This is a genomic window from Streptococcus oralis subsp. tigurinus (assembly GCF_002356415.1).
In the GTDB taxonomy this organism is placed as follows: Bacteria; Bacillota; Bacilli; order Lactobacillales; family Streptococcaceae; genus Streptococcus; species Streptococcus oralis_F.
This window is the reverse complement of sequence record NZ_AP018338.1, coordinates 1582968-1604139: the sequence shown is the minus strand read 5'-3', so window position 1 is coordinate 1604139 and position 21172 is coordinate 1582968. Positions and strand designations below refer to the sequence as shown.

The following is a 21172-nucleotide window of genomic DNA, read 5'->3' as shown; positions in this document are numbered from 1 at the left end:
GATGATTAGTTCCATTAGTGCTGGAATTCTAGCCTTTCTATTGACCTTGATTGGCATTCCAGCCTTTATCCGATTTTATCGAAAAGCACAGATTACGGGTCAGCAGATGCACGAGGATGTCAAACAACACCAAGCTAAAGCTGGGACTCCAACTATGGGAGGTCTTGTCTTCCTTATCGTTGCAGTAGTTGTGAGCTTTCTGCTTGCTCTCTTTACCCAACAATTGACCAACAACGTAGGCATGATTTTGTTTATCTTGGTTTTGTATGGTTTGGTAGGTTTTTTGGATGATTTCCTCAAAATTTTCCGTAAGATTAACGAAGGCTTGAATCCTAAGCAAAAGCTTGCTCTCCAGCTTCTTGGAGGAGTGATTTTCTACCTCTTTTATGAGCGCGGTGGCGATATGCTTTCAGTTTTTGGCTACCAAGTTCATTTGGGAATTTTCTATATTTTCTTTGCCCTTTTCTGGCTAGTTGGCTTTTCCAATGCGGTGAATCTGACTGACGGGATTGACGGCTTAGCAAGTATTTCCGTGGTGATCAGCTTATCAGCTTACGGTGTGATTGCTTATATGCAAAATCAACTGGATATTCTTCTTGTGATTCTTGCCATGATTGGTGGTTTGCTAGGTTTCTTCGTCTTTAACCACAAGCCTGCCAAGGTCTTCATGGGTGATGTGGGAAGTTTGGCTCTTGGTGGGATGCTGGCAGCTATCTCTATGGCGCTCCATCAAGAATGGACTCTTTTGTTGATTGGGATTATCTATGTCTTTGAGACAAGCTCTGTTATGATGCAGGTCACCTACTTTAAACTTAGTGGTGGGAAACGTATTTTCCGTATGACACCTGTCCATCACCATTTTGAACTTGGAGGATTCTCAGGCAAGGGCAATCCTTGGAGCGAGTGGAAGGTTGACTTTTTCTTTTGGGGAGTTGGGCTTCTAGCAAGTCTCTTGACCTTAGCCTTTTTATACCTGCTGTAAAAATAACCTTTGATTAAAAAATAAAACAGGATGAAGTTGTTCTTCATCCTGTTTTTGTGATGTTAAAAGTTAGCTGGATTCATCCTTTCTTCCTTTGAGCATAAAAGTAGCTGTAAGGGCTAGGCTGAGGCCTGCTAAGAAGAGGAGTGGGTTGGATGCTTCCCCTGTTGCTGGAAGTTGTTCTTTAGTAGAATGATTTCTAGCTTTAGCAAGGCTAGGACTAGCTGAAAGTTGTTCAGCCTCGTGTGCCAAGGTTTCTGTATCTGAAGCACTTGGTCTTTCCTCTGTGTTAGAGCTTGTTCCAGTAGCTTGATAGACGACTGCATAGGTACTGAAATGATTAGTGATGAATTCTACCTTTCCGTTTCGAACGTCGAAATCAAGGGCTTGCAACTCCTTGGTCGGAGTAATATAGTAGACCTTTTCTACGTTAGCTGAAATAGGCAAGCGAACTAAGACAGAGCCTTTTGGCTGCAAGCTATGATCGGTTGGATTTTTAAGCTGTAGGTCGTAAGCATCATAGGTCTTGCCAAAGAGTTCCTGAGCTAGGACATGTCGGCTAGAAACGTGAGAAATTCCCTCTAAGTTGCTGGCTCCACCAATGATTTCTACTCCAGTTTCCTTATCTTTCAAGACTTGAACTGGATAGTCAGGAAGGCTAAGGGTTGGAGTAGCCTGATCTCCGCTAGTTCCGATAGGTTTATTGTATTCAGGTTTTTCAACAGTAGGAGCTTCCTCTTGACCAGCCGTTCCGATAGGGATGGTGTATTCAGGTTTTTCAACAGTAGGAGCTTCTTGTTCTCCCACAGTTCCGATAGGTTCGGTGTATTCCGGAATGTCAACAGTAGGAGCTTCTTGTTCTCCGACAGTTTCGATAGGGTTGGTGTATTCCGGAATTTCAACAGTAGGTGGCTCTTCTTGTCCTGCAGTCCCGATAGGCTCGGTGTATTCCGGAATTTCAAGAGTAGGAGCTGGTTCGTCTCCCTTACTTGTAGTTGGCTGGCTCTCGTCAACCTTCTTCTCATCTTTTTTAGTAAAGAAAGCTACGACAGGGCTACTTGTGGTAGTTTCTTGAATGGCATAAGCTTCAATCGCTTTTCCAGTTTGTCGATCAGTAGCTTCAGGGATTGGGATTTGAACTTGATTGTCTTGGATTGATAGCACGGTCTGATCCCCACTTGTAACCAGATGCGTTTGGTCCACTTTGCGTAATACCAGAGGATCTTTGAGACCAGGGAAGGTTACAGCGATGGCTTCCCAGTCTCCAGATGGTAGGGTTAAGGAAATTTCTTTGTCATTTTCCTTGAGAGGAGCGATACTTGGGCTATCTAGACCAACAGCAGGTGCTTTGATGATATCAAAGGAGTCTAGAGAGATTTTCTTGCGACCTTCTGGCGAATCTGGGTCAACTTGTAATGTCAAGGTGTGCGGACCGTCAGTAAGGTTTGTAAATTCGCCAATAAAAGCTCTCTTTTCAGTTGCACCTGAAGTGTAGAAGTCTAGACTTGGCATTTCTTTGCCGTCTAGTGTAACACGTGCTCGTCCAAGGGCAAGGCTCTTCAAACCATAGATACGAATGCCTGTTCCTGTGAAGGTAATGGTTGCCTGAGCTTCTGAAGCTACGCTAGAGTCGCTGTTGTTGATGTCAGCGTATTTTTCCGTACCTCCGTAGAGTTCAGGGTCAGACCAGTCCTTAAACTGGGGACCATACTGGATGCGCGAATCACGATCATCCATTTTTTCAATCGTGTTGCCTGTTCCTGCTAGGACCTTGAAGTAGTCTAATGAAATTTTCGAGCACTCACTACCACGTCCTTTGTGTTCACGTTTAACACTAAGAGTCAATGTGTGAGGTCCGTCAGACAATCCAGTGAAGCGACCGATGAGACTACCTTTTTCAGTTGCCCCAGCAGTATGGAAGTCAAGCTCGCCGACCTCTTTGCCATCAATTTTAGCAGTTGCAAGACCTAGTTCGGACGATTTTAGTCCATAGATTTTGATGCCAACACCATTGAAAGGAATAGTAGCAGTCACGTCTTGGTCTGTGTAGTTTCCTTTTGAAAGATCCGCATACTTCTCCGTTCCTCCAAATAATTCTGAGTCTGCCCAGTTTCCAAAGGCAGCTCCGTACTGGATACGACTGTCTCGGTCATCCATCAATTCACTAGGAGTTTCTACAGTTGCCTGTTCAGATACTTGTGTGGAAACTTCGCCCAGCATAGCCTTGACGGTATAAGTATAGGCGAGTTGAGGATTTAGTGATCGGTCGATAAAGTTCGTTTGATTGGTTACAAATTCTCTAGTTGCAGAGGTTTGGCCAGATTCGTCTTTTACTTGTCTTTGGATGACATAGTGGGTAGCGCCTTCTACTTGATTGAAGGTGAGTTCGGCAGTGACTCCATTTTGTCGAACTGCTGTCAGACTGGTTATGCGACCAGGGAAATGTTCAAAGGTAATGACATCACCTTTTTGTGTTGCCAGTTGGATGCGGCCATCTTTGAGGACAGTTGCCTTGACTGCTTTGCCATTGACCTTAACCTGACTGGCTTCGATATTTGGATAGTCTACAACCAGGTCTCCACCGACATTTGACAGGAAGGACAAGCTTTGAAGGTTTTTATCTTTCCACTTCATGCTGACTTCAAAGTTGCCACGGGCAATCAAGCCAGAAACCTGACCGTCTTTCCAAGCATCTGGAAGGGCTGGCAATGGCGCAATATAGCCGGTATGAGATTGCAGGAGCATTTCTGCCATACCACTAGTTGCTCCAAAGTTTCCGTCGATTTGGAAAGGAGCGTGGGTATCCCAAAGATTTTCTAGAGTTGAATACTTGAGCTGTTCGGCGAGCAAGCGATGGGCACGATTGCCGTCTAAGAGACGAGCCCAGAGGTTGATTTTATTGGCCTTAGACCAACCAGTCCCACCATCTCCGCGGTGATTGAGGGTTGCACGCGCAGCCTCTAGGTATTCAGCCTGATCCTTGCTAAAGAGTGTACCTGGGAAGAGACCAACCAGATGGGAAACATGGCGGTGGTTATTTTCAATGCCTTCATTGGTGAATTGTGGGCTGTCTTCTTCGTACCATTCCTTGATACGGCCTTCATTGTTGATGTGAAGGGGTTTGAGTTTGTCAAATTTAGCCTTGACCTCTGTGACTAAGTCTTGGCCGACATTCAGATGGTTGGCGACTTCCATGTAGTCGTGGAATAGCTGCCAGACTAGCGATTGGTCAAAGGTGTTTCCGATGGTGATGGTCCCGTGTTCTGGTGAGTAGGATGGAGAAGACACCCAACGATCACTGGCCTTGTCATAGTGCAAGAAGGAGTTCCAGAACTTAGCTGTTTCCTTGAGCATTGGGTAAATCTTTTCTTTTAGATAAGTTTCGTCCCTGGTGAATTTGTAGTAATCATAGACGTTCTGCATCATCCAAGCATTAGCAGCTGGAGACCAACCCCAATAGTAATTCCAGCCTGGAGTAGTCCAGCCAAATGGTGTTGCTTGAGTGTGGACCAGCCAACCATTTTCTTGTCCGTCTTTGGATTCGATGCCAGCGTATTCCTTGGCAGCGAGACGACCATAGTGGCGCATGTCGTCAATGTAGTTGATCATTGGCTTGGCAGTTTCAGCAAGGTTGCTCATGTAAGCTGGCCAATAGTTCATTTGCAAATTGACATTGAGGTGGTAGTCAGCGTTCCAAGGTGGATTGTCTACAGCATTCCAGACTCCTTGTAGGTTGGCAGGAAGGGCATCTGTCCGATCACGAGACGAACTAATCAATAAATAACGTCCGTATTGGAAGAAGAGTTCTTCCAATTTTTGCCCTTTTTCTGGGTTATAGCCTTGAAGGGCCTCTTTTGTCGTTTGAGCAGTCTTGCTTCCACCTAGATTTAGTTTAACACGATTAAAGAGACTTTGATAATCCTTGATATGGTCTTTTTTAAGTGTCTCGTAGTCTTTGGCCTTAGCGGCTTCTACAATACCCTTAACCGTTTTTTCGAGGTCAATGTCTTTTCGATAGTTGGTTTTAGGATTTTGAGCAAAGTTTGTCTTGGCGCTGAGATAGAGGGTCGCATAGCTTGCGCCTGTAACGGTTAGGGTCTCATTCTGAACAGTGACTGTTCCATCCGTTTTAATTCCTAAATAGGATGCAAATTTGAGGTCGTTATCTTTAACAGTTCCTTTTAGAAGAATTCCATGTTCATCTGTAGTAACATGTCCGTCCTTATAGTTGGAATATTCCCAAGAGTAATTACCATTAGCAAGCAAGTCCTCAGTCAAGCTGTTCCAAAGAGTAAAGTCAAGCGTCTTGTTTCCTTTTTTAGTCAAGTGGGTCACGGTGACATCATCAGGATAGCTGGAGAAGGTTTCGCGTTTGAAGGTCGTCCCATCTTGGGTGTAAGAAGTAGTCGTAGTGGCCTCTGTGATATCCAAACCACGGTGATAATCTGTTACGGTATCCAGGCCTTTCTTCTGATTGTTAAAGACCATGAAGATATCACCAAAGGCTAGGTAACGTCCATACTGGGCATTATTTGGCCCAACTAAATTTTGTTCAGCCAGTTGTTTGGCTTTTTGGCGGTCACCATCTTCGAGAGCCTTACGAATTTCTGCTAGGACCTTGTAGCGATCCTTGTAGTTTCCACCATTATAGTCGGTGCTATCGGGCCGGGGACCTCCTGACCAGAGGGTCTTTTCGTTATACTGGATTCTCTCTTCACCGATCAGACCAAAGACCTTAGCTCCCATCTCGCCATTTCCGACTGGAAGGGCTTGTTTTTCCCACCCATCATAGGAGGGAGCTGTTGGCTGATCGTAGTTGAGTTGATAGTTTTCTTGCTTTGTCACGGGTAGCTCGGTATTTTCATTCTCCTTGTTTTCGTTTGATTCAACAATAGCCTCAGCACTAGTTTGGCTATTTGTAGCTTGTGGAGTCTCAGCAGGTTTACTTTCAGCAGGATTGCTTTCGACATCTGACTTCTCAACTAGAGCTGGTTTAGTGGTCTCAGTCGGTTCAATCTGCTCTGATCCACTATCAGGTTTAATAGTAGTCTCGACAATACTTGGTGCATTTTGTTGTACTTCAATACCATCAGCTGAGACTGTATGACTAGATAGAAAAACAGCCCCCAGCAAAACAGAAGCAGTCCCAACCGTTAGTTTGCGGATGCTATAGCGACAGGATTTCTCCCAAAATATTTTCTCCCTAGAAATTTCTATTTGTTTTGGAACCGTTTATATTTTGTAAAACAAAGCCCTATATTTTTTCTATTTAAATCCCATTCTACTGATTACCTATTATTTGTCAAGAGGTTTCTAGTGAAAAACATATTTGAGATTGCTTTTTCTTAAAATAGTAGAATAAGCAGGATAGAGTCACTCTTTTCCAATGATCAACTAGAAGATCATTTATTACCAAAAAACGGTTGAGAGTATCCCCAACTGTAAGTGTTTATTTCGGATGCCTTTTGGCAAAGTCAACAAAGTGAAATTTTTCTAATTTATGGCGACTTTCGGTGAACTGAAACTGGCGCCCGTCTTGGAGATAGACTTTTGACTTGATTGAAACGACATAAGGGTCTTTACCTATGTCCATGAGAATCTTGTCCCTATCGTTACTATGATCGATAGTGATTTCCTTTTGAGCATAATCAATAAGAAGTTTGAGGTCATCCTCTATATAAGAATAGATAGAATGCTCAGCAATTTGGCGAGTGACATTTGGGATTAGTTCCATATCCAGATAGTCCGTATCCAGAACCGATACTAGGTCATCCACCACACGCTGGCGGACCACCTTCCACACCATCCTAAACTCTGGAAAGCCGGTTATCAGTGAGGACTTTTTATCGATAATGATCTTGTCCAGACTGACGACATTAGTCTTAGAGCGAAGTCCAAGTTCCTGGACCAGTTCTTGGTAGCTGGTTAGGTTGGAGACAGGGAAATTGACCGTTTCTTCTTTGACGACTTGAGAACCTTGCCCTTTTATCTTTTTGATCAATCCTTCCTCTTGGAGTAAGGAAAGAGCCCTTCGGACAGTATCACGACTCACTTGATATTGGTTCATGAGGTCGTGCTCACTAGGAAGGAACTCTCCGATAGCGTAAGTCTCATTTTGAATGTTTTCTTGTATTTGCTTAAATAATTGTTGGTATTTCTTCATCTTGCTTCCTTATACTCTTCGAAAATCAAATTCAAACCACGTCAGCGTCGCCTTACCGTACTCAAGTACAGCTTGCGGCTAGCTTCCTAGTTTGTTCTTTGGTTTTCATTGAGTATTAAATGGGTTTTGAGTCTTATTCTATACATACTTGTATCTATTTTACCATACAAGTGTACGAAATTTTACAAAAAAATCCTCTATTTATACCAAACAAGTTGCATACAAGTTTGGTATCGTTTACAATAGAACTATCAAGTCAAGCATGCTTTGACAAGTATAAGGAGAATCAAATGGGAAAATTTGAACAAGAAGCCAAAGATCTGCTTCAAGCAATCGGAGGTAAGGAGAATGTCACTGCCGTAACCCACTGTGCGACACGGTTGCGGTTTGTTCTAGGAGATGATAAGAAGGCTAATGTTAAAGCTATCGAGTCAATTCCAGCTGTTAAAGGAACCTTTACAAATGCAGGTCAATTTCAGGTGATTATTGGGAATGACGTGCCGATTTTTTATAATGATTTTACAGCTGTTTCTGGAATTGAGGGTGTCTCCAAAGAAGCAGCCAAGTCCGCAGCTAAGAGCAATCAAAACCTGGTCCAACGTGTCATGACCACTCTAGCAGAAATCTTTACGCCGATTATTCCAGCCTTGATTGTCGGAGGACTGATCCTCGGTTTTCGTAATGTCTTGGAAGGGGTGCATTGGTCGATGTTGGATGGCAAGACCATCACAGAATCTTCTCAGTTTTGGTCAGGTGTCAATCACTTCCTTTGGTTGCCTGGTGAAGCTATCTTCCAGTTCCTACCTGTAGGGATTACTTGGTCTGTTTCTCGTAAGATGGGAACCAGCCAAATCTTGGGAATTGTGCTCGGGATCTGTTTGGTATCGCCTCAGTTGCTCAACGCCTATGCGGTTGCTTCTACTTCAACAGAAGAGATTGCAGCAAACTGGGTTTGGAATTTTGGATACTTCACTGTTAATCGTATCGGTTACCAAGCCCAAGTTATCCCAGCCTTGCTTGCAGGTTTGAGTCTATCTTATCTAGAAATCTTCTGGCGCAAGCATATCCCAGAAGTGATTTCCATGATTTTTGTACCTTTCTTGTCTTTAATTCCAGCTTTGATTTTGGCTCATACTGTCTTGGGGCCAATCGGTTGGACAATTGGTCAAGGACTTTCATCGGTTGTCTTGGCAGGATTAACTGGTCCTGTTAAATGGCTCTTTGGCGCGATATTTGGTGCCCTCTACGCTCCATTTGTCATCACTGGTTTGCACCATATGACCAATGCCATCGACACACAATTGATTGCGGATGCCGGCGGAACTGCCCTCTGGCCAATGATTGCTCTTTCCAATATTGCCCAAGGTTCTGCCGTATTTGCCTATTATTTCATGCACCGTCATGATGAGCGTGAGGCTCAAATTTCACTTCCTGCAACCATTTCAGCCTATCTCGGTGTTACAGAACCAGCCCTCTTTGGGGTCAATGTCAAATACATCTATCCATTTGTAGCTGGGATGATTGGTTCTGCTCTTGCAGGTATGCTTTCTGTGACATTTAACGTGACTGCTGCTTCTATCGGTATCGGTGGATTGCCAGGTATTCTTTCTATTCAACCACAATACATGCTTCCATTTGCAGGAACTATGTTAGTCGCTATTGTTGTACCAATGCTCATGACTTTCTTCTTCCGTAAGGCAGGTTTCTTTACAAAAACAGAGGACGATACAGCCTTGCAAGCAGAATTCGTTGCCCAAGAAGAAGCAGAATTTGTCAGTCATGAACCAGTAGAACTTACTCCAGTAGAAATTGTTAGCCCACTGACTGGTCAAGTAAAAGAACTAAGTCAAGCAACTGATCCAGTCTTTGCTTCAGGTGTCATGGGACAAGGTCTAGTCATTGAACCAAGCCAAGGTGAGTTGACTTCTCCAGTCAATGGGACAGTGACGGTTCTTTTCCCTACCAAGCATGCCATCGGTATTGTCTCTGATGAGGGAGTGGAATTACTCATCCACATCGGTATGGATACAGTAGGTCTTGATGGCAAAGGATTTGAAAGTCATGTAGCCCAAGGAGCCCACGTCACAGTTGGTCAGAGACTAATTAGCTTTGATATAGATGCTATCAAGGCTGCGGGTCTCGTAACAGAAACTCCTGTTATCATCACCAACCAAGATGCTTATACAGCGACTATTACTGGAACTTATCCGACGATAATTCAAGCTGGTCAACCGCTCATGCTTGCAACACGGATCTAATTAAAATAGCACAAATAGGGAAGGAACACAGGTTCCTCCCTTTTATCGGAAAAGGAGAAATAGATGACACTTGATAAACGAAAAGTAGTCTATCAAATCTATCCAAAATCATACAAAGACACTACTGGAAATGGCATTGGAGATTTCCGTGGGATTATCGAAAAAATCCCCTATCTAGCCAAGCTAGGTGTGGATATGGTCTGGCTCAATCCATTCTACCCAAGTCCTCAACGGGATAATGGTTATGATATTTCAGATTATATGGCTGTGGATCCCCTTTTTGGTGATATGGCTGATTTTGAAGAGATGGTGCGTGTTGGTAAAGAGTACAAGATTGACTTTATGTTAGATATGGTGCTCAATCATTGTTCGACCGAGCATGAATGGTTTCAGAAAGCCCTGGCTGGTGACAAGTATTACCAAGACTTTTTCTTCATCCAAGATCAACCGACAGACTGGATTTCTAAGTTTGGTGGCTCTGCTTGGGCACCTTTCGGGGAGACAGGGAAATATTATCTCCACCTCTTTGATGAGACTCAGGCAGATCTTAACTGGCGCAATCCCAATGTCCGCAAAGAGTTGTTCAAAGTGGTCAACTTCTGGCGGGATAAGGGTGTCAAAGGTTTCCGATTTGATGTGATCAATTTGATTGGCAAGGATGAGGTCTTAGTGGATTGCCCTGACAATGAAGGAAAGCCAGCTTACACAGACAAGCCTATTGTTCATGACTATTTGCGCATGATGAACCAAGCCACTTTTGGAACAGACGATAGCTTTATGACAGTTGGGGAAATGTCCTCTACAACCATGGAAAATTGTGTCCTCTATTCGTCACCTGACCGTCAGGAATTATCCATGACCTTCAATTTCCATCATCTCAAGGTAGATTACAAGGACGGGCAAAAGTGGACCCGAGCTCCCTTTGATTTTGAAGAATTGAAAAATCTCTACCATAGCTGGGGCAAGGAGATGAGTGATAAAAATGGCTGGAGCGCCCTCTTTTGGAACAATCACGACCAACCACGAGCCTTGAATCGTTTTGTCGATATTCAACATTTCCGCAATGAAGGGGCGACTATGCTAGCGGCAAGCATTCACCTGTCACGTGGGACACCTTATATCTATATGGGCGAGGAAATTGGAATGGTTGACCCAGACTATGATTCCATGGCTGATTATGTGGATGTCGAGTCCATCAATGCTTATCAGATGCTCTTAAAAGAAGGGAAAAGTCAGCAAGAAGCCTTCCAGATTATTCAGGCCAAGTCACGAGATAATTCACGCATTCCTATGCAGTGGGATGCTTCAGAAAATGCAGGATTTTCAACAGGCACTCCATGGTTGAAAGCTGGTAAATCCTATAAAGATATCAACGTAGAAAATGAAATCCAAGGCCCAATTTTCATCTTCTACCAAGACTTGATTCGACTTCGTAAGGAAATGCCGATCATTTCAGAAGGAAGCTACAAACCAGTCTTTGAAGATAGTAAGCAAGTCTATGCCTTTGAACGTCAGTATGAGGATGAAAAGTTACTGGTCCTCAATAACTTTTATGCCACAGAAGTGGAAATCGACTTGCCAGTGGTCTACCAAAATGGACAGATTCTGATTTCAAACTATGAAGATGTAGAAGTATCAGAAAAAATTCTGCTCAAACCGTATCAAACACTGGCTATTTATGTAAATTAAACGCAGCAAGGATCTCTCTTTCATTGAAATGCAGGGCTCCTTTTTTGTCGTCTATTGCCCTTTTTGAAAGCGTAAAACAAACTAGTCAGGAAAGTCACTTTATGGTATAATATAGAAGACTCAAAAAGAAACAGGAGAAAAAGAATGGATTTACTTTTAGCAATTATCTTGATTGTGTTAGCTTTTCTAGGAGGAGCTCTTGGAGGGATGTACTTGGTTCGTAAGCAAATCGAAAAAGAATTTGCGGACAACCCACGTTTGAACGCTGAGGCAGTTCGTGCTCTCTTGAGCGCAAATGGTCAAAAGCCAAGCGAAGCCAAGGTACAACAAGTTTACCACCAAATCATCCGCCAACAAAAAGCAGCCCTTGCTAACAATAAAAAGAAATAAATAGGAAAAGTCTGGGATGAAAGTTCCAGACTTCTCACTATGTTCAATAGTTCTCAAGGATAAGACTTTTTCCTTGCATTCTATTGATATTTGATTATGATTAAAAGAGAGGCAGTTGCCATTCTATCAAGCTGTCTATCCGTTCATTTAGGACGAGTAATCATGATGAACTATCAATCAGAAAAAAGCTAGAAAGAAGACTGTATGGATAATCGACCAATTGGTTTTTTGGATTCGGGTGTCGGGGGCTTGACCGTTGTTCGCGAGCTCATGCGCCAGCTTCCCCATGAAGAAATCGTCTATATTGGAGATTCGGCACGGGCGCCCTATGGCCCCCGTCCTGCTGAGCAAATCCGTGAATATACTTGGCAGTTGGTCAACTTTCTCTTGACCAAGGATGTCAAGATGATTGTCATTGCTTGTAACACTGCGACTGCGGTCGTCTGGGAAGAAATCAAGGCCCAACTAGATATTCCTGTCCTAGGTGTGATTTTGCCAGGAGCTTCGGCAGCTATCAAGTCCAGTCAAGGTGGGAAAATCGGGGTCATTGGAACCCCTATGACGGTCCAATCAGACATCTATCGTCAAAAAATCCATGATTTGGATCCAGACTTACAGGTGGAAAGTTTGGCCTGTCCCAAGTTTGCCCCCTTGGTGGAGTCTGGTGCCCTGTCAACCAGTGTTACCAAGAAAGTGGTTTATGAAACCCTGCGTCCCTTGGTCGGCAAAGTGGATAGCCTGATTTTGGGCTGTACCCATTACCCACTCCTTCGCCCTATCATCCAAAATGTCATGGGACCAAAGGTCCAGCTCATCGATAGTGGGGCAGAGTGTGTGCGGGATATCTCGGTTTTGCTGAACTATTTTGAAATCAATCGTAGCCGAGATGCGGGACCTCTTCAACATCGTTTTTACACAACAGCCAATAGCCAAAGTTTTGCCCAGATTGGAGCAGAATGGCTGGAAAAAGAGATTCATGTGGAGCATGTAACTTTATGACAAACAAAATTTATGAATACAAGGACGACCAGGACTGGTATGTCGGTGTCTGGGATGTCTATGGAGGCATCTATAGCCTTATCAAAGATCCTCTTGAGCTTGATTTTATGGATTTAGCGCGGATTTTTCGTGACGAAGAAAATGGCTTCCCGATTACGATAACAGTGATGCGCTGGTCTTCTAACTTCCGTCTGCTCTCCTTTATCGTTGAGATTTTAAATGCCGAAGCAGGCCGCAATCTAGAAGTCATCCAACGTCAGGGAGTTCTGCTCTTGGTTGAAAATGGGAAGCTTTTGCATGTCGAATTGCCTAAAGAAGGAGTCGATGTAGAAGCCTTCTTTGAAACTAGCAAGGTTAGAGAAACTCTGCTCATTGCGACTCGTAACGAGGGCAAGACCAAGGAATTCCGAGCCATCTTTGACAAGTTAGGCTACGATGTGGAAAATCTCAATGACTATCCAGATCTGCCTGAAGTAGCTGAAACAGGCATGACTTTTGAAGAAAATGCCCGCCTCAAGGCAGAAACCATTTCTCAATTAACAGGAAAGATGGTGCTAGCAGATGACTCAGGTCTCAAAGTCGATGTCCTTGGTGGCTTGCCAGGTGTCTGGTCAGCTCGTTTTGCAGGTGTGGGAGCAACCGACCGTGAAAACAATGCTAAACTCTTGCACGAATTGGCCATGGTCTTTGAACTCAAGGACCGCTCAGCTCAATTCCACACAACCCTAGTTGTAGCCAGTCCAAATAAGGAAAGCTTGGTTGTTGAAGCTGACTGGCCAGGTTATATCAACTTTGAACCCAAGGGCGAAAATGGCTTTGGCTATGATCCCCTCTTCCTTGTGGGAGAGACAGGCAAATCCTCAGCTGAATTAACCCTTGAAGAAAAAAATAGCCAATCCCACCGTGCCTTAGCCGTTAAGAAACTTTTGGAGGTATTTCCATCATGGCAAAGCAAACCATCATTGTAATGAGTGACTCCCACGGAGATAGCTTGATTGTGGAAGAAATTCGTGATCGCTATCTGGGGAAAGTCGATGCCATTTTTCACGATGGTGACTCTGAACTCCGTCCAGACTCTCCGCTCTGGGAAGGCATCCATGTCGTCAAAGGAAATATGGACTTTTATGCTGGCTACCCAGAACGTTTGGTAACTCAACTTGGTCCAACCAAGATCATCCAGACGCATGGACACTTGTTTGACATCAATTTCAACTTTCAAAAGTTGGACTACTGGGCTCAGGAAGAAGATGCCGATATCTGTCTCTATGGTCACTTGCATGTGCCAAATTCTTGGATGGAAGGCAAAACACTCTTTTTAAATCCAGGCTCCATCAGCCAACCACGAGGGACTATCAGAGAATGTCTCTATGCTCGAGTGGAGATTGATGACAGCTATTTTAAAGTAGACTTTTTGACACGTGATCATGAGGTTTATCCAGGCTTGTCCAAGGAGTTTGCTCGATGATTGCCAAAGAATTTGAAGCATTTTTATTGGAGCAGGAAGAGACATTTCTGACCCCTGCTGAGAATCTAGCAGCCTTGATCGATACCCATAACGCTGACCATGCAATTTTGGTGCTGAGTCAAATCACCTATACCCGTATCCCTGTTGTGACCTTTGACAAACGCTTTGTCGGAACCATTGGTCTGAGAGACATTTTGGCTTATCAAATGGAGCAAGGTTTGACGGATGAACAGATGGCAAAGACAGACATCGTCAATATGACCAAGACAGATGTGGCAGTCGTCGCTCCAGACTATAACATCACAGAGGTCCTCCATAAACTGGTGGATGAACCCTTCTTGCCAGTGGTAGATGATGAAGGGATTTTTCAAGGAATCATCACGCGCAAGTCTATCCTCAAGGCTGTCAATGCTCTCTTACATGACTTTAGTAAGGAATATGAGATTCGATGCAAATGAGAGATAGGATTTTAGCCTTTTTAGAGGAAAAACAGGGTTTGTCTGCCAATTCCAAGCAGTCCTATAAGTATGATCTGGAGCAATTTTTAGACATTGTAGGTGAGCGGATCTCTGAGACCAGTCTCAAGATTTACCAAGCTCAGCTAGCCAACCTAAAAATCAGCGCCCAGAAGCGAAAACTTTCGGCCTGCAACCAATTTCTCTACTTTCTCTACCAAAAAGGAGAAGTGGACAGTTTTTACCGTCTGGAATTAGCCAAACAAGCTGAAAAGAAGATTGAAAAACCAGAAATTCTAGATCTAGACTCTTTTTGGCAGGAAAGTAATTATCCAGAAGGACGCTTGCTGGCGCTTCTTATCTTGGAAATAGGGCTCTTACCAAGTGAGATTTTAACTCTCAAGGTTACGGATATCAATCTGGATTTTCAGGTGCTGCGAATTAACAAGGCTTCCCAACAGAGGATTGTCACCATACCCACGACCTTGATTCCAGAGCTAGAACCCTTGATGGGGCAGACCTATCTCTTTGAAAGGAGTGGGAAAACCTATTCTCGTCAGTGGGCCTTTCGTCATCTGGAGTCCTTTGTCAAGGAGAAAGGTTTCCCAGAACTATCAGCCCAAGCCCTACGGGAACAGTTCATTCTAAGACAGATAGAAGAGAAGGTCGATTTGTACGAAATTGCAAAAAAATTAGGATTAAAAACAGTCCTGACCTTAGAAAAATATAGATAATGGATATTAAATTAAAAGATTTTGAAGGGCCCCTGGACCTGCTCTTGCACTTGGTTTCTAAGTACCAGATGGATATTTACGATGTGCCCATTACGGAAGTTATCGAACAGTATCTAGCCTATGTCTCAACTCTGCAGGCCATGCGTCTGGAAGTAACGGGCGAGTATATGGTTATGGCCAGTCAGCTGATGCTGATCAAGAGTCGCAAGCTCTTGCCAAAGGTAGCTGAAGTGACAGACTTGGAGGATGACCTGGAGCAGGATCTTCTCTCTCAAATCGAAGAATACCGCAAGTTCAAGCTCTTGGGTGAGCACTTGGAGGCTAAGCACCAAGATCGGGCCCAGTACTATTCCAAAGCGCCAACAGAGTTGATTTACGAGGATGCGGAGCTTGTGCATGACAGGACGACCATTGACCTCTTTTTGGCTTTTTCAAATATCCTAGCCAAGAAAAAAGAGGAGTTCGCACAGAATCACACGACCATTTTGCGGGATGAGTATAAGATTGAGGACATGATGGTTATCGTAAAAGAATCCTTGATAGGACGAGACCAGTTGCGTTTGCAGGATTTGTTCAAGGAAGCCCAGAATGTCCAAGAGGTTATTACCCTCTTTTTGGCGACCTTAGAGTTAATCAAAACCCAGGAACTGATCCTCGTGCAAGAGGAGAGTTTCGGAGATATCTATCTCATGGAAAAGAAGGAAGAAAGTCAAGAGGCACAAAGCTAGACTTGATAGAGAGGAAAGATGAGTACTTTAGCAGAAATAGAAGCGCTCTTGTTTGTAGCAGGTGAAGATGGGATTCGAGTCCGTCAGTTGGCTGAACTCCTATCGCTTCCCCCGACAGGTATCCAGCAGAGTTTAGAAAAATTAGCCCAGAAATATGAAAAAGACCAAGATTCGAGCTTGTCCCTGATCGAGACAGGTGGTGCATACAGATTGGTGACCAAACCTCAATTTGCAGCGATTTTGAAGGAATATTCCAAAGCTCCCATCAACCAGAGTTTATCTCGGGCTGCCCTTGAGACCTTGTCCATCATTGCCTACAAGCAGCCCATTACTCGGATAGAAATTGATGCTATCCGTGGGGTCAACTCGAGTGGGGCCTTAGCAAAGTTGCAGGCCTTTGACTTGATACGAGAAGACGGGAAAAAAGAAGTGTTGGGCCGCCCTAATCTCTATGTGACTACGGATTATTTCCTAGATTACATGGGAATTAACCATTTGGAAGAACTGCCAGTGATTGATGAGCTTGAGATTCAAGCCCAAGAAAGCCAATTATTTGGTGAAAGGATAGAAGAAGATGAGAATCAATAAGTATATTGCCCACGCAGGTGTGGCCAGTAGGAGAAAAGCAGAAGAGCTAATCAAGCAAGGCTTGGTGACCGTCAACGGCCAAGTGGTGCGTGAACTAGCAACAACCATCAAGACTGGCGATAAGGTCGAAGTTGAAGGTCAACCCATCTACAACGAAGAAAAGGTCTACTATCTGCTTAATAAACCACGTGGAGTGATTTCCAGTGTGACAGACGACAAGGGCCGCAAGACTGTTGTCGACCTCTTGCCAAATGTCAAAGAACGCATTTATCCTGTGGGACGTTTGGACTGGGATACATCAGGTGTCTTGATTTTGACCAATGATGGGGACTTTACGGATGAAATGATTCACCCCCGTAATGAGATTGACAAGGTCTATGTCGCGCGTGTTAAAGGTGTGGCCAATAAGGATAATCTCCGCCCCTTGACTCGTGGTCTTGAGATTGATGGCAAGAAAACCAAGCCAGCTGTTTACGAAATTCTCAAAGTGGATCCAGTCAAAAATCGCTCAGTAGTGCAGTTGACTATCCATGAGGGGCGTAATCATCAGGTTAAAAAGATGTTTGAAGCCGTCGGTCTTCAAGTGGATAAGTTGTCTCGGACACGTTTTGGACACTTAGACTTGACAGGTCTTCGTCCAGGAGAATCCCGTCGTCTTAATAAAAAAGAAATCAGCCAACTACACACTATGGCTGTAACCAAGAAATAATGAAACGAATCTTAATAGCGCCAGTACGCTTTTACCAACGTTTTATCTCACCGGCCTTTCCACCCTCTTGTCGCTTTGAGCCGACTTGTTCCAACTACATGATTCAGGCTATTGAAAAACATGGCTTCAAGGGTGTTCTGATGGGCCTGGCTCGGATTTTACGTTGCCACCCCTGGTCGCCAATAGGAAAAGATCCTGTCCCAGACCACTTTTCCCTCAAACGTAATCAAGAAAAAAAATAACCCAACATCAGGTGATGTTGGGTTTTCTTGCTTATTTCAAAGCTTTTTGTGCGTCTTCAATCATGAGTTTAGTTGATTCAAGCCCGCCACCGCTTAGATACCAGAGGTCTGGTGTTAGTTGGATAATTTTACCATTTTTAGTGGCAGGAGTTTCAGCGATGAGGGCATTTTCTAGGACGCCATCGTTGCTAGAGTTGTCCCCACCGATGGCAAGGGTACGGTTGATGACAAAGAGGATGTCAGGATTGATTTCTTTGACACTTTCAAAGCTGACTTCCTGGCCATGGCGAGAATCTTCAAATTTGGTGTCAGTTGGCTTGAATTTCAAGGTTTGATACAAGAAAGAGAAACGAGATTGAGCACCAAAGGCAGCCATTTTTCCTTCATTGAGGAGGATAACAAGGGCTTTTTTGTCAGAACTTTCGTTTTTAGTAGCGACTTCTTGGATGCTCTTATCTAGGTTAGCTAATTCTTCTTTAGCTTTCTGTGTACCAGTTTCGCCAAAGGCGCTTGCTAGAGATTCGATGTTAGCCTTGGTTGAAGTCCAGTAGTCGTCCTTGCTTGCTTGGAAGAGGACTGTTGGAGCGATTTCTTTGAACTTGTCTACGAATTTTTGGGTACGTGGAGAAGCGATAATCAAATCCGGTTCAAGAGCAGCAATGGCTTCTAGGTCTGGCTCAACCATGGAACCCACATTGTTGACATTTCCTGCAAGATCTTTTAGGTAAGTCGGCACAGTTTTTGTAGGCATTCCGACGATATTCTTTTCAAATCCTAAAGCGCGAATAGTATCCGCAGCACCGAGATCAAAGGTCACAATCTTTTCAGGAACCTTTGAAAGTTTGACCTCATCTAGTGAACTTTTAATGGTTACTTCTGTTTGAGCAGAACTACTTGTCTCTGTTTGCTTCGTAGTTTTAGTTGTACTACATGCACCAAGTAAGAGCAAGAAGCTAGCCGCTAGGGCAGTGAGATAAAGTTTAAGGGATGTTTTCATAATTTCTCCTTTTTAAAATATGATAACGATTTAGGGGGCTCTTAGATAGGCTTGTTAGCTAAGAGACAGAGGGTTCTCTGACATGAGTTCAGAATAGCTAGCTATAGATACAGATCTTTTTGCCATTGATATCAGCCAGCGTGATGGGAATCTCATAGAGTTGACTGAGCAGGTCAGCCTGCATGATTTGAGCAGTCGTTCCCTTGCAAAAGACTTGACCGTCTTTAAAGGCAACAATTTCATCCGCATACTGGCTAGCCATGTTGATATCGTGGAGGACGATGATAATGGTCTTCCCTAGTTCCTCCACCAGTTGCCGAAGTATCTGCATCATGCTGACGCTTTGCTTGATATCGAGATTATTAAGCGGTTCGTCCAGCAAGATAAAGTCTGTATCCTGGGCTAGTACCATAGCGATAAAGACACGTTGCAACTGTCCACCAGACAGGCTATCAATGTAGCGGTCTTTTAAGTTGGTCAGTTCCAGATAGTCCAGAGTTTCTCGGATTTTTCCCCAGTCTTCTGCCTTCAGTCGACCATGGCTGTAGGGAAAACGTCCAAAGCTGACCAGTTCTTCTACAGTCAATTTGGCTTGGTAATTGATCTTCTGCTTTAGGATAGTCAGTTCTTTGGCTAGTTCTTGCGAATTCCAACTCTCGATTTCACGCCCTTTGATACTAAGAATTCCCTGATCTTTCTTGGTCAGTCTGCTCATGATGGAGAGAAGAGTTGATTTTCCAGCACCATTTGGACCAATGAAGGCTGTCAGTTTATGAGGACTGACTTCAAGCGAAATGTCTTGCAAAATATCTTGTTTTTGAATGGATTTGTCAATGTTTTCCAGTTTCACCGACGTGCCCTCCTGTAAAGTAAGATAAAGAATAAGAAGCCACCCACACTCTCAATAATCATGCTGATGCGAATTTCCAGCGCAAAGACTCGTTCGATGAGGGCTTGCCCCAAGGTTAAGCTAATAAATCCAATTAGAATGGCTACGATAAAGAGCAACTTGTGTCGATAATCTTTGACAATCAGGTAAGTGAGATTGGCCAGCATAAAGCCAAAGAAGGCCATAGGCCCTACCAAGGCAGTGGCTGTTGAGGTCAAAAGCACGATGGCCCAGAGGAGTTCTCTCTGTTCTTTTTCAACATCGAGTCCCAGTATCTGAGCCGTTTCTCTTTGCAGGTGTAAGACATCCAGAATAACTGCTTTTCGAAAGAAAAAGATTGTCAAAGCGAGGATGATTAGAGAACCGATGGCTAGGATGGGAGTGTTGAGATGCTGAAAGGAAGCAAAGAGACTGTTTTGCAGTTTATCGTATTCATTTGGATCCATCAGGACTTGGAGGAAGGTACTGATATTTCGAAAGAGACTTCCGAGTGCTAGACAGATTAGCAGAATGAAGACCAGGTCTTGCTTCATCAGCGTTTTCAAGTAGTTTTGTAAGGCGAGAAAAAAGAGGGATTGAAGCAGAAGCAAGACTAGAAATTCTAAGATAGGAGACTTTCCAAGCTGTAGAAATTTGCTTTCAAATATCAGTAGCAGGGTTTGTAGCAAGACATAGAAGGCTTCGATTCCCAAAATACTTGGCGTCAGAAAGCGATTTTCCGTCAAGGTTTGAAAACTAATGGTCGAAATTCCAGTCGCGATGGCTACCAAGAGATAAACGATGATTTTTTGGGAACGCAGCTTCCAGGCAAAGGCAGACAGGTTAGTGATGGGCCAAAAGTAGAGGAGACAAGCTCCGACGGCCAGAACAATGAGAAGGCAGAAGAGTTTGGTATGTTTGCTTTTAAACTGCATCCTTTTGTCCCCCTCTCCATAGAAGTAGGATAAAGACGAGGCTGCCGATGATTCCTAGTAAGAGACTGACAGACAGCTCATAGGGCCGAATCAAGACTCGAGAGAGGATGTCGCAGGCCAGAACCAGATTGGCTCCGACCAGTGCGACCATGAGTTTGGTTTGACTCAGATTATCTCCATAGCGCTTGCGGATAAGATTGGGAACGATGACCCCGAGAAAAGGCAAGGCACCCACGGTAATCATGGTGACACTTGTCGTTAGCGCCACTAGAAAGAGGGCCAGCTTTTCAAGTAGGGAGTAAGAAATCCCCAAACTCTCGCTGGTTTCCTTGCCTAGATTCATGATGGTGAAGGTTTGGGATAATTTCCAAACGGCTATCAGGATGATGAGGCCTAAGAAGAGCCACTCATACTGATGGGTCTGAATCATGGAGAAGGAGCCCTGGGTCCAGGCCGTCATACTCTGAACCAGATTGAAACGATAGGCGATAACTTCTGTGATAGAACCGATAATCCCACTATAGATGATCCCGATCAAGGGCAACATCCACCTTTCCTTTACAGAAAAAATAGTCATAAAGGCCAGGAAGAAGAGAGTAAATAAAATGGATGAGCCAAAAGCAAAGAGCATCTTTTGGGTCAGACTCGCAGACGGAAAGACAAAGAGGCTCAACACCATTCCCAGTTTGGCGGCTTCTGTCGTTCCGACTGTACTCGGAGCAGCAAACTGATTTTGAGTAATGGTCTGCATGAGGAGTCCTGCCATGCTCATACTAGAGGCTGCAAGGAGAATACTGATGGTTCTTGGAAGACGCGACTCTTGAAAGAGAAGCCAGGTCTGTTGGTCAAAAGCAAAGAATTTTTCCCAAGAAAAATCACTGGTTCCAATGGTAATGGAGAGAAAGACCAGGAGTAGAAGTAAGCCTGTTAAAATATGAGAGAGTTTCATGCCCCGTCCTTTCTTGTAGAT

The 21172-nt window shown here is 44.0% G+C and carries 19 protein-coding genes; 13 read left to right on the top strand and 6 right to left on the bottom strand.

The window, feature by feature from the left end; translation table 11 throughout:
* Position 1: 1 nt before the first annotated feature.
* Positions 2-982 (top strand): phospho-N-acetylmuramoyl-pentapeptide-transferase, encoded by a 981-nt coding sequence (mraY, locus tag STO1_RS08165; RefSeq protein ID WP_007522331.1) that lies wholly within the window; start codon positions 2-4, stop codon positions 980-982.
* 69 nt (positions 983-1051) lie between these two features.
* Here the strand turns inward: mraY and STO1_RS08160 are convergent, their stop codons facing one another.
* Complete coding sequence (locus tag STO1_RS08160) at positions 1052-6193, bottom strand: SIALI-17 repeat-containing surface protein (protein WP_096422780.1); 5142 nt, start codon at positions 6191-6193, stop codon at positions 1052-1054.
* A 238-nt stretch (positions 6194-6431) separates the two neighbouring features.
* Positions 6432-7145: a trehalose operon repressor gene (treR, locus tag STO1_RS08155; protein WP_096422778.1), complete on the bottom strand. Its 714-nt coding sequence runs from the start codon at positions 7143-7145 to the stop codon at positions 6432-6434.
* A gap of 290 nt (positions 7146-7435) precedes the next feature.
* Between treR and treP the strand changes: the two genes are divergently transcribed.
* The 12 genes from treP to yidD all read left to right on the top strand — a co-directional run bounded on the left by treP (position 7436) and on the right by yidD (position 17402).
* Complete coding sequence (gene treP / locus STO1_RS08150) at positions 7436-9403, top strand: PTS system trehalose-specific EIIBC component (RefSeq protein WP_000514302.1); 1968 nt, start codon at positions 7436-7438, stop codon at positions 9401-9403.
* Between the two features lie 63 nt (positions 9404-9466).
* Entirely contained in the window at positions 9467-11092 is a 1626-nt protein-coding gene (gene treC / locus STO1_RS08145) for an alpha,alpha-phosphotrehalase (RefSeq protein WP_096422776.1), read from the top strand.
* 144 nt (positions 11093-11236) lie between these two features.
* Positions 11237-11482 carry a YneF family protein gene (locus STO1_RS08140; protein WP_000364980.1) on the top strand — a complete coding sequence of 82 codons (246 nt, stop codon included), beginning with the start codon at positions 11237-11239 and terminating at the stop codon, positions 11480-11482.
* Positions 11483-11686: 204 nt separating this feature from the next.
* The gene (racE, locus tag STO1_RS08135; protein WP_000370379.1) at positions 11687-12481 is read left to right on the top strand and encodes a glutamate racemase; all 795 of its coding nucleotides are present in this window, start codon (positions 11687-11689) and stop codon (positions 12479-12481) included.
* On the top strand, positions 12439-13449 hold the full coding sequence (locus STO1_RS08130; protein WP_419865665.1) for a nucleoside-triphosphate diphosphatase: 1011 nt from the start codon (positions 12439-12441) through the stop codon (positions 13447-13449). Before racE ends, STO1_RS08130 begins: the two co-directional genes overlap by 43 nt.
* Positions 13425-13946 carry a metallophosphoesterase gene (locus STO1_RS08125; protein WP_049489957.1) on the top strand — a complete coding sequence of 174 codons (522 nt, stop codon included), beginning with the start codon at positions 13425-13427 and terminating at the stop codon, positions 13944-13946. Before STO1_RS08130 ends, STO1_RS08125 begins: the two co-directional genes overlap by 25 nt.
* Complete coding sequence (gene cbpB, locus STO1_RS08120) at positions 13943-14404, top strand: cyclic-di-AMP-binding protein CbpB (RefSeq protein ID WP_000560694.1); 462 nt, start codon at positions 13943-13945, stop codon at positions 14402-14404. The genes STO1_RS08125 and cbpB overlap by 4 nt, the downstream gene beginning before the upstream one ends.
* Positions 14401-15135 carry a site-specific tyrosine recombinase XerD gene (xerD, locus tag STO1_RS08115; protein WP_331712420.1) on the top strand — a complete coding sequence of 245 codons (735 nt, stop codon included), beginning with the start codon at positions 14401-14403 and terminating at the stop codon, positions 15133-15135. The genes cbpB and xerD overlap by 4 nt, the downstream gene beginning before the upstream one ends.
* On the top strand, positions 15135-15863 hold the full coding sequence (locus tag STO1_RS08110; protein WP_007519225.1) for a segregation/condensation protein A: 729 nt from the start codon (positions 15135-15137) through the stop codon (positions 15861-15863). The genes xerD and STO1_RS08110 overlap by 1 nt, the downstream gene beginning before the upstream one ends.
* Positions 15864-15881: 18 nt before the next feature.
* Complete coding sequence (gene scpB / locus STO1_RS08105; protein ID WP_000105284.1) at positions 15882-16451, top strand: SMC-Scp complex subunit ScpB; 570 nt, start codon at positions 15882-15884, stop codon at positions 16449-16451.
* Positions 16438-17160 (top strand): pseudouridine synthase, encoded by a 723-nt coding sequence (locus STO1_RS08100; RefSeq protein WP_001222234.1) that lies wholly within the window; start codon positions 16438-16440, stop codon positions 17158-17160. The genes scpB and STO1_RS08100 overlap by 14 nt, the downstream gene beginning before the upstream one ends.
* A complete protein-coding gene (yidD, locus tag STO1_RS08095) occupies positions 17160-17402 on the top strand; it encodes a membrane protein insertion efficiency factor YidD (protein ID WP_033606311.1) in 243 nt (80 codons plus the stop codon). Before STO1_RS08100 ends, yidD begins: the two co-directional genes overlap by 1 nt.
* A gap of 31 nt (positions 17403-17433) precedes the next feature.
* Here yidD and STO1_RS08090 read toward each other — a convergent pair whose 3' ends face one another.
* From STO1_RS08090 to STO1_RS08075, 4 genes are all read right to left on the bottom strand, one after another.
* Positions 17434-18399, bottom strand: coding sequence for a siderophore ABC transporter substrate-binding protein (locus STO1_RS08090; protein WP_096422770.1), 966 nt, complete (start codon positions 18397-18399; stop codon positions 17434-17436).
* Between the two features lie 97 nt (positions 18400-18496).
* The gene (locus tag STO1_RS08085) at positions 18497-19249 is read right to left on the bottom strand and encodes an iron ABC transporter ATP-binding protein (protein ID WP_033583384.1); all 753 of its coding nucleotides are present in this window, start codon (positions 19247-19249) and stop codon (positions 18497-18499) included.
* Entirely contained in the window at positions 19246-20202 is a 957-nt protein-coding gene (locus STO1_RS08080; protein WP_096422768.1) for an iron chelate uptake ABC transporter family permease subunit, read from the bottom strand. Before STO1_RS08080 ends, STO1_RS08085 begins: the two co-directional genes overlap by 4 nt.
* Positions 20192-21151 carry an ABC transporter permease gene (locus tag STO1_RS08075; protein WP_096422766.1) on the bottom strand — a complete coding sequence of 320 codons (960 nt, stop codon included), beginning with the start codon at positions 21149-21151 and terminating at the stop codon, positions 20192-20194. Before STO1_RS08075 ends, STO1_RS08080 begins: the two co-directional genes overlap by 11 nt.
* Between the last annotated feature and the right edge of the window lie 21 nt (positions 21152-21172).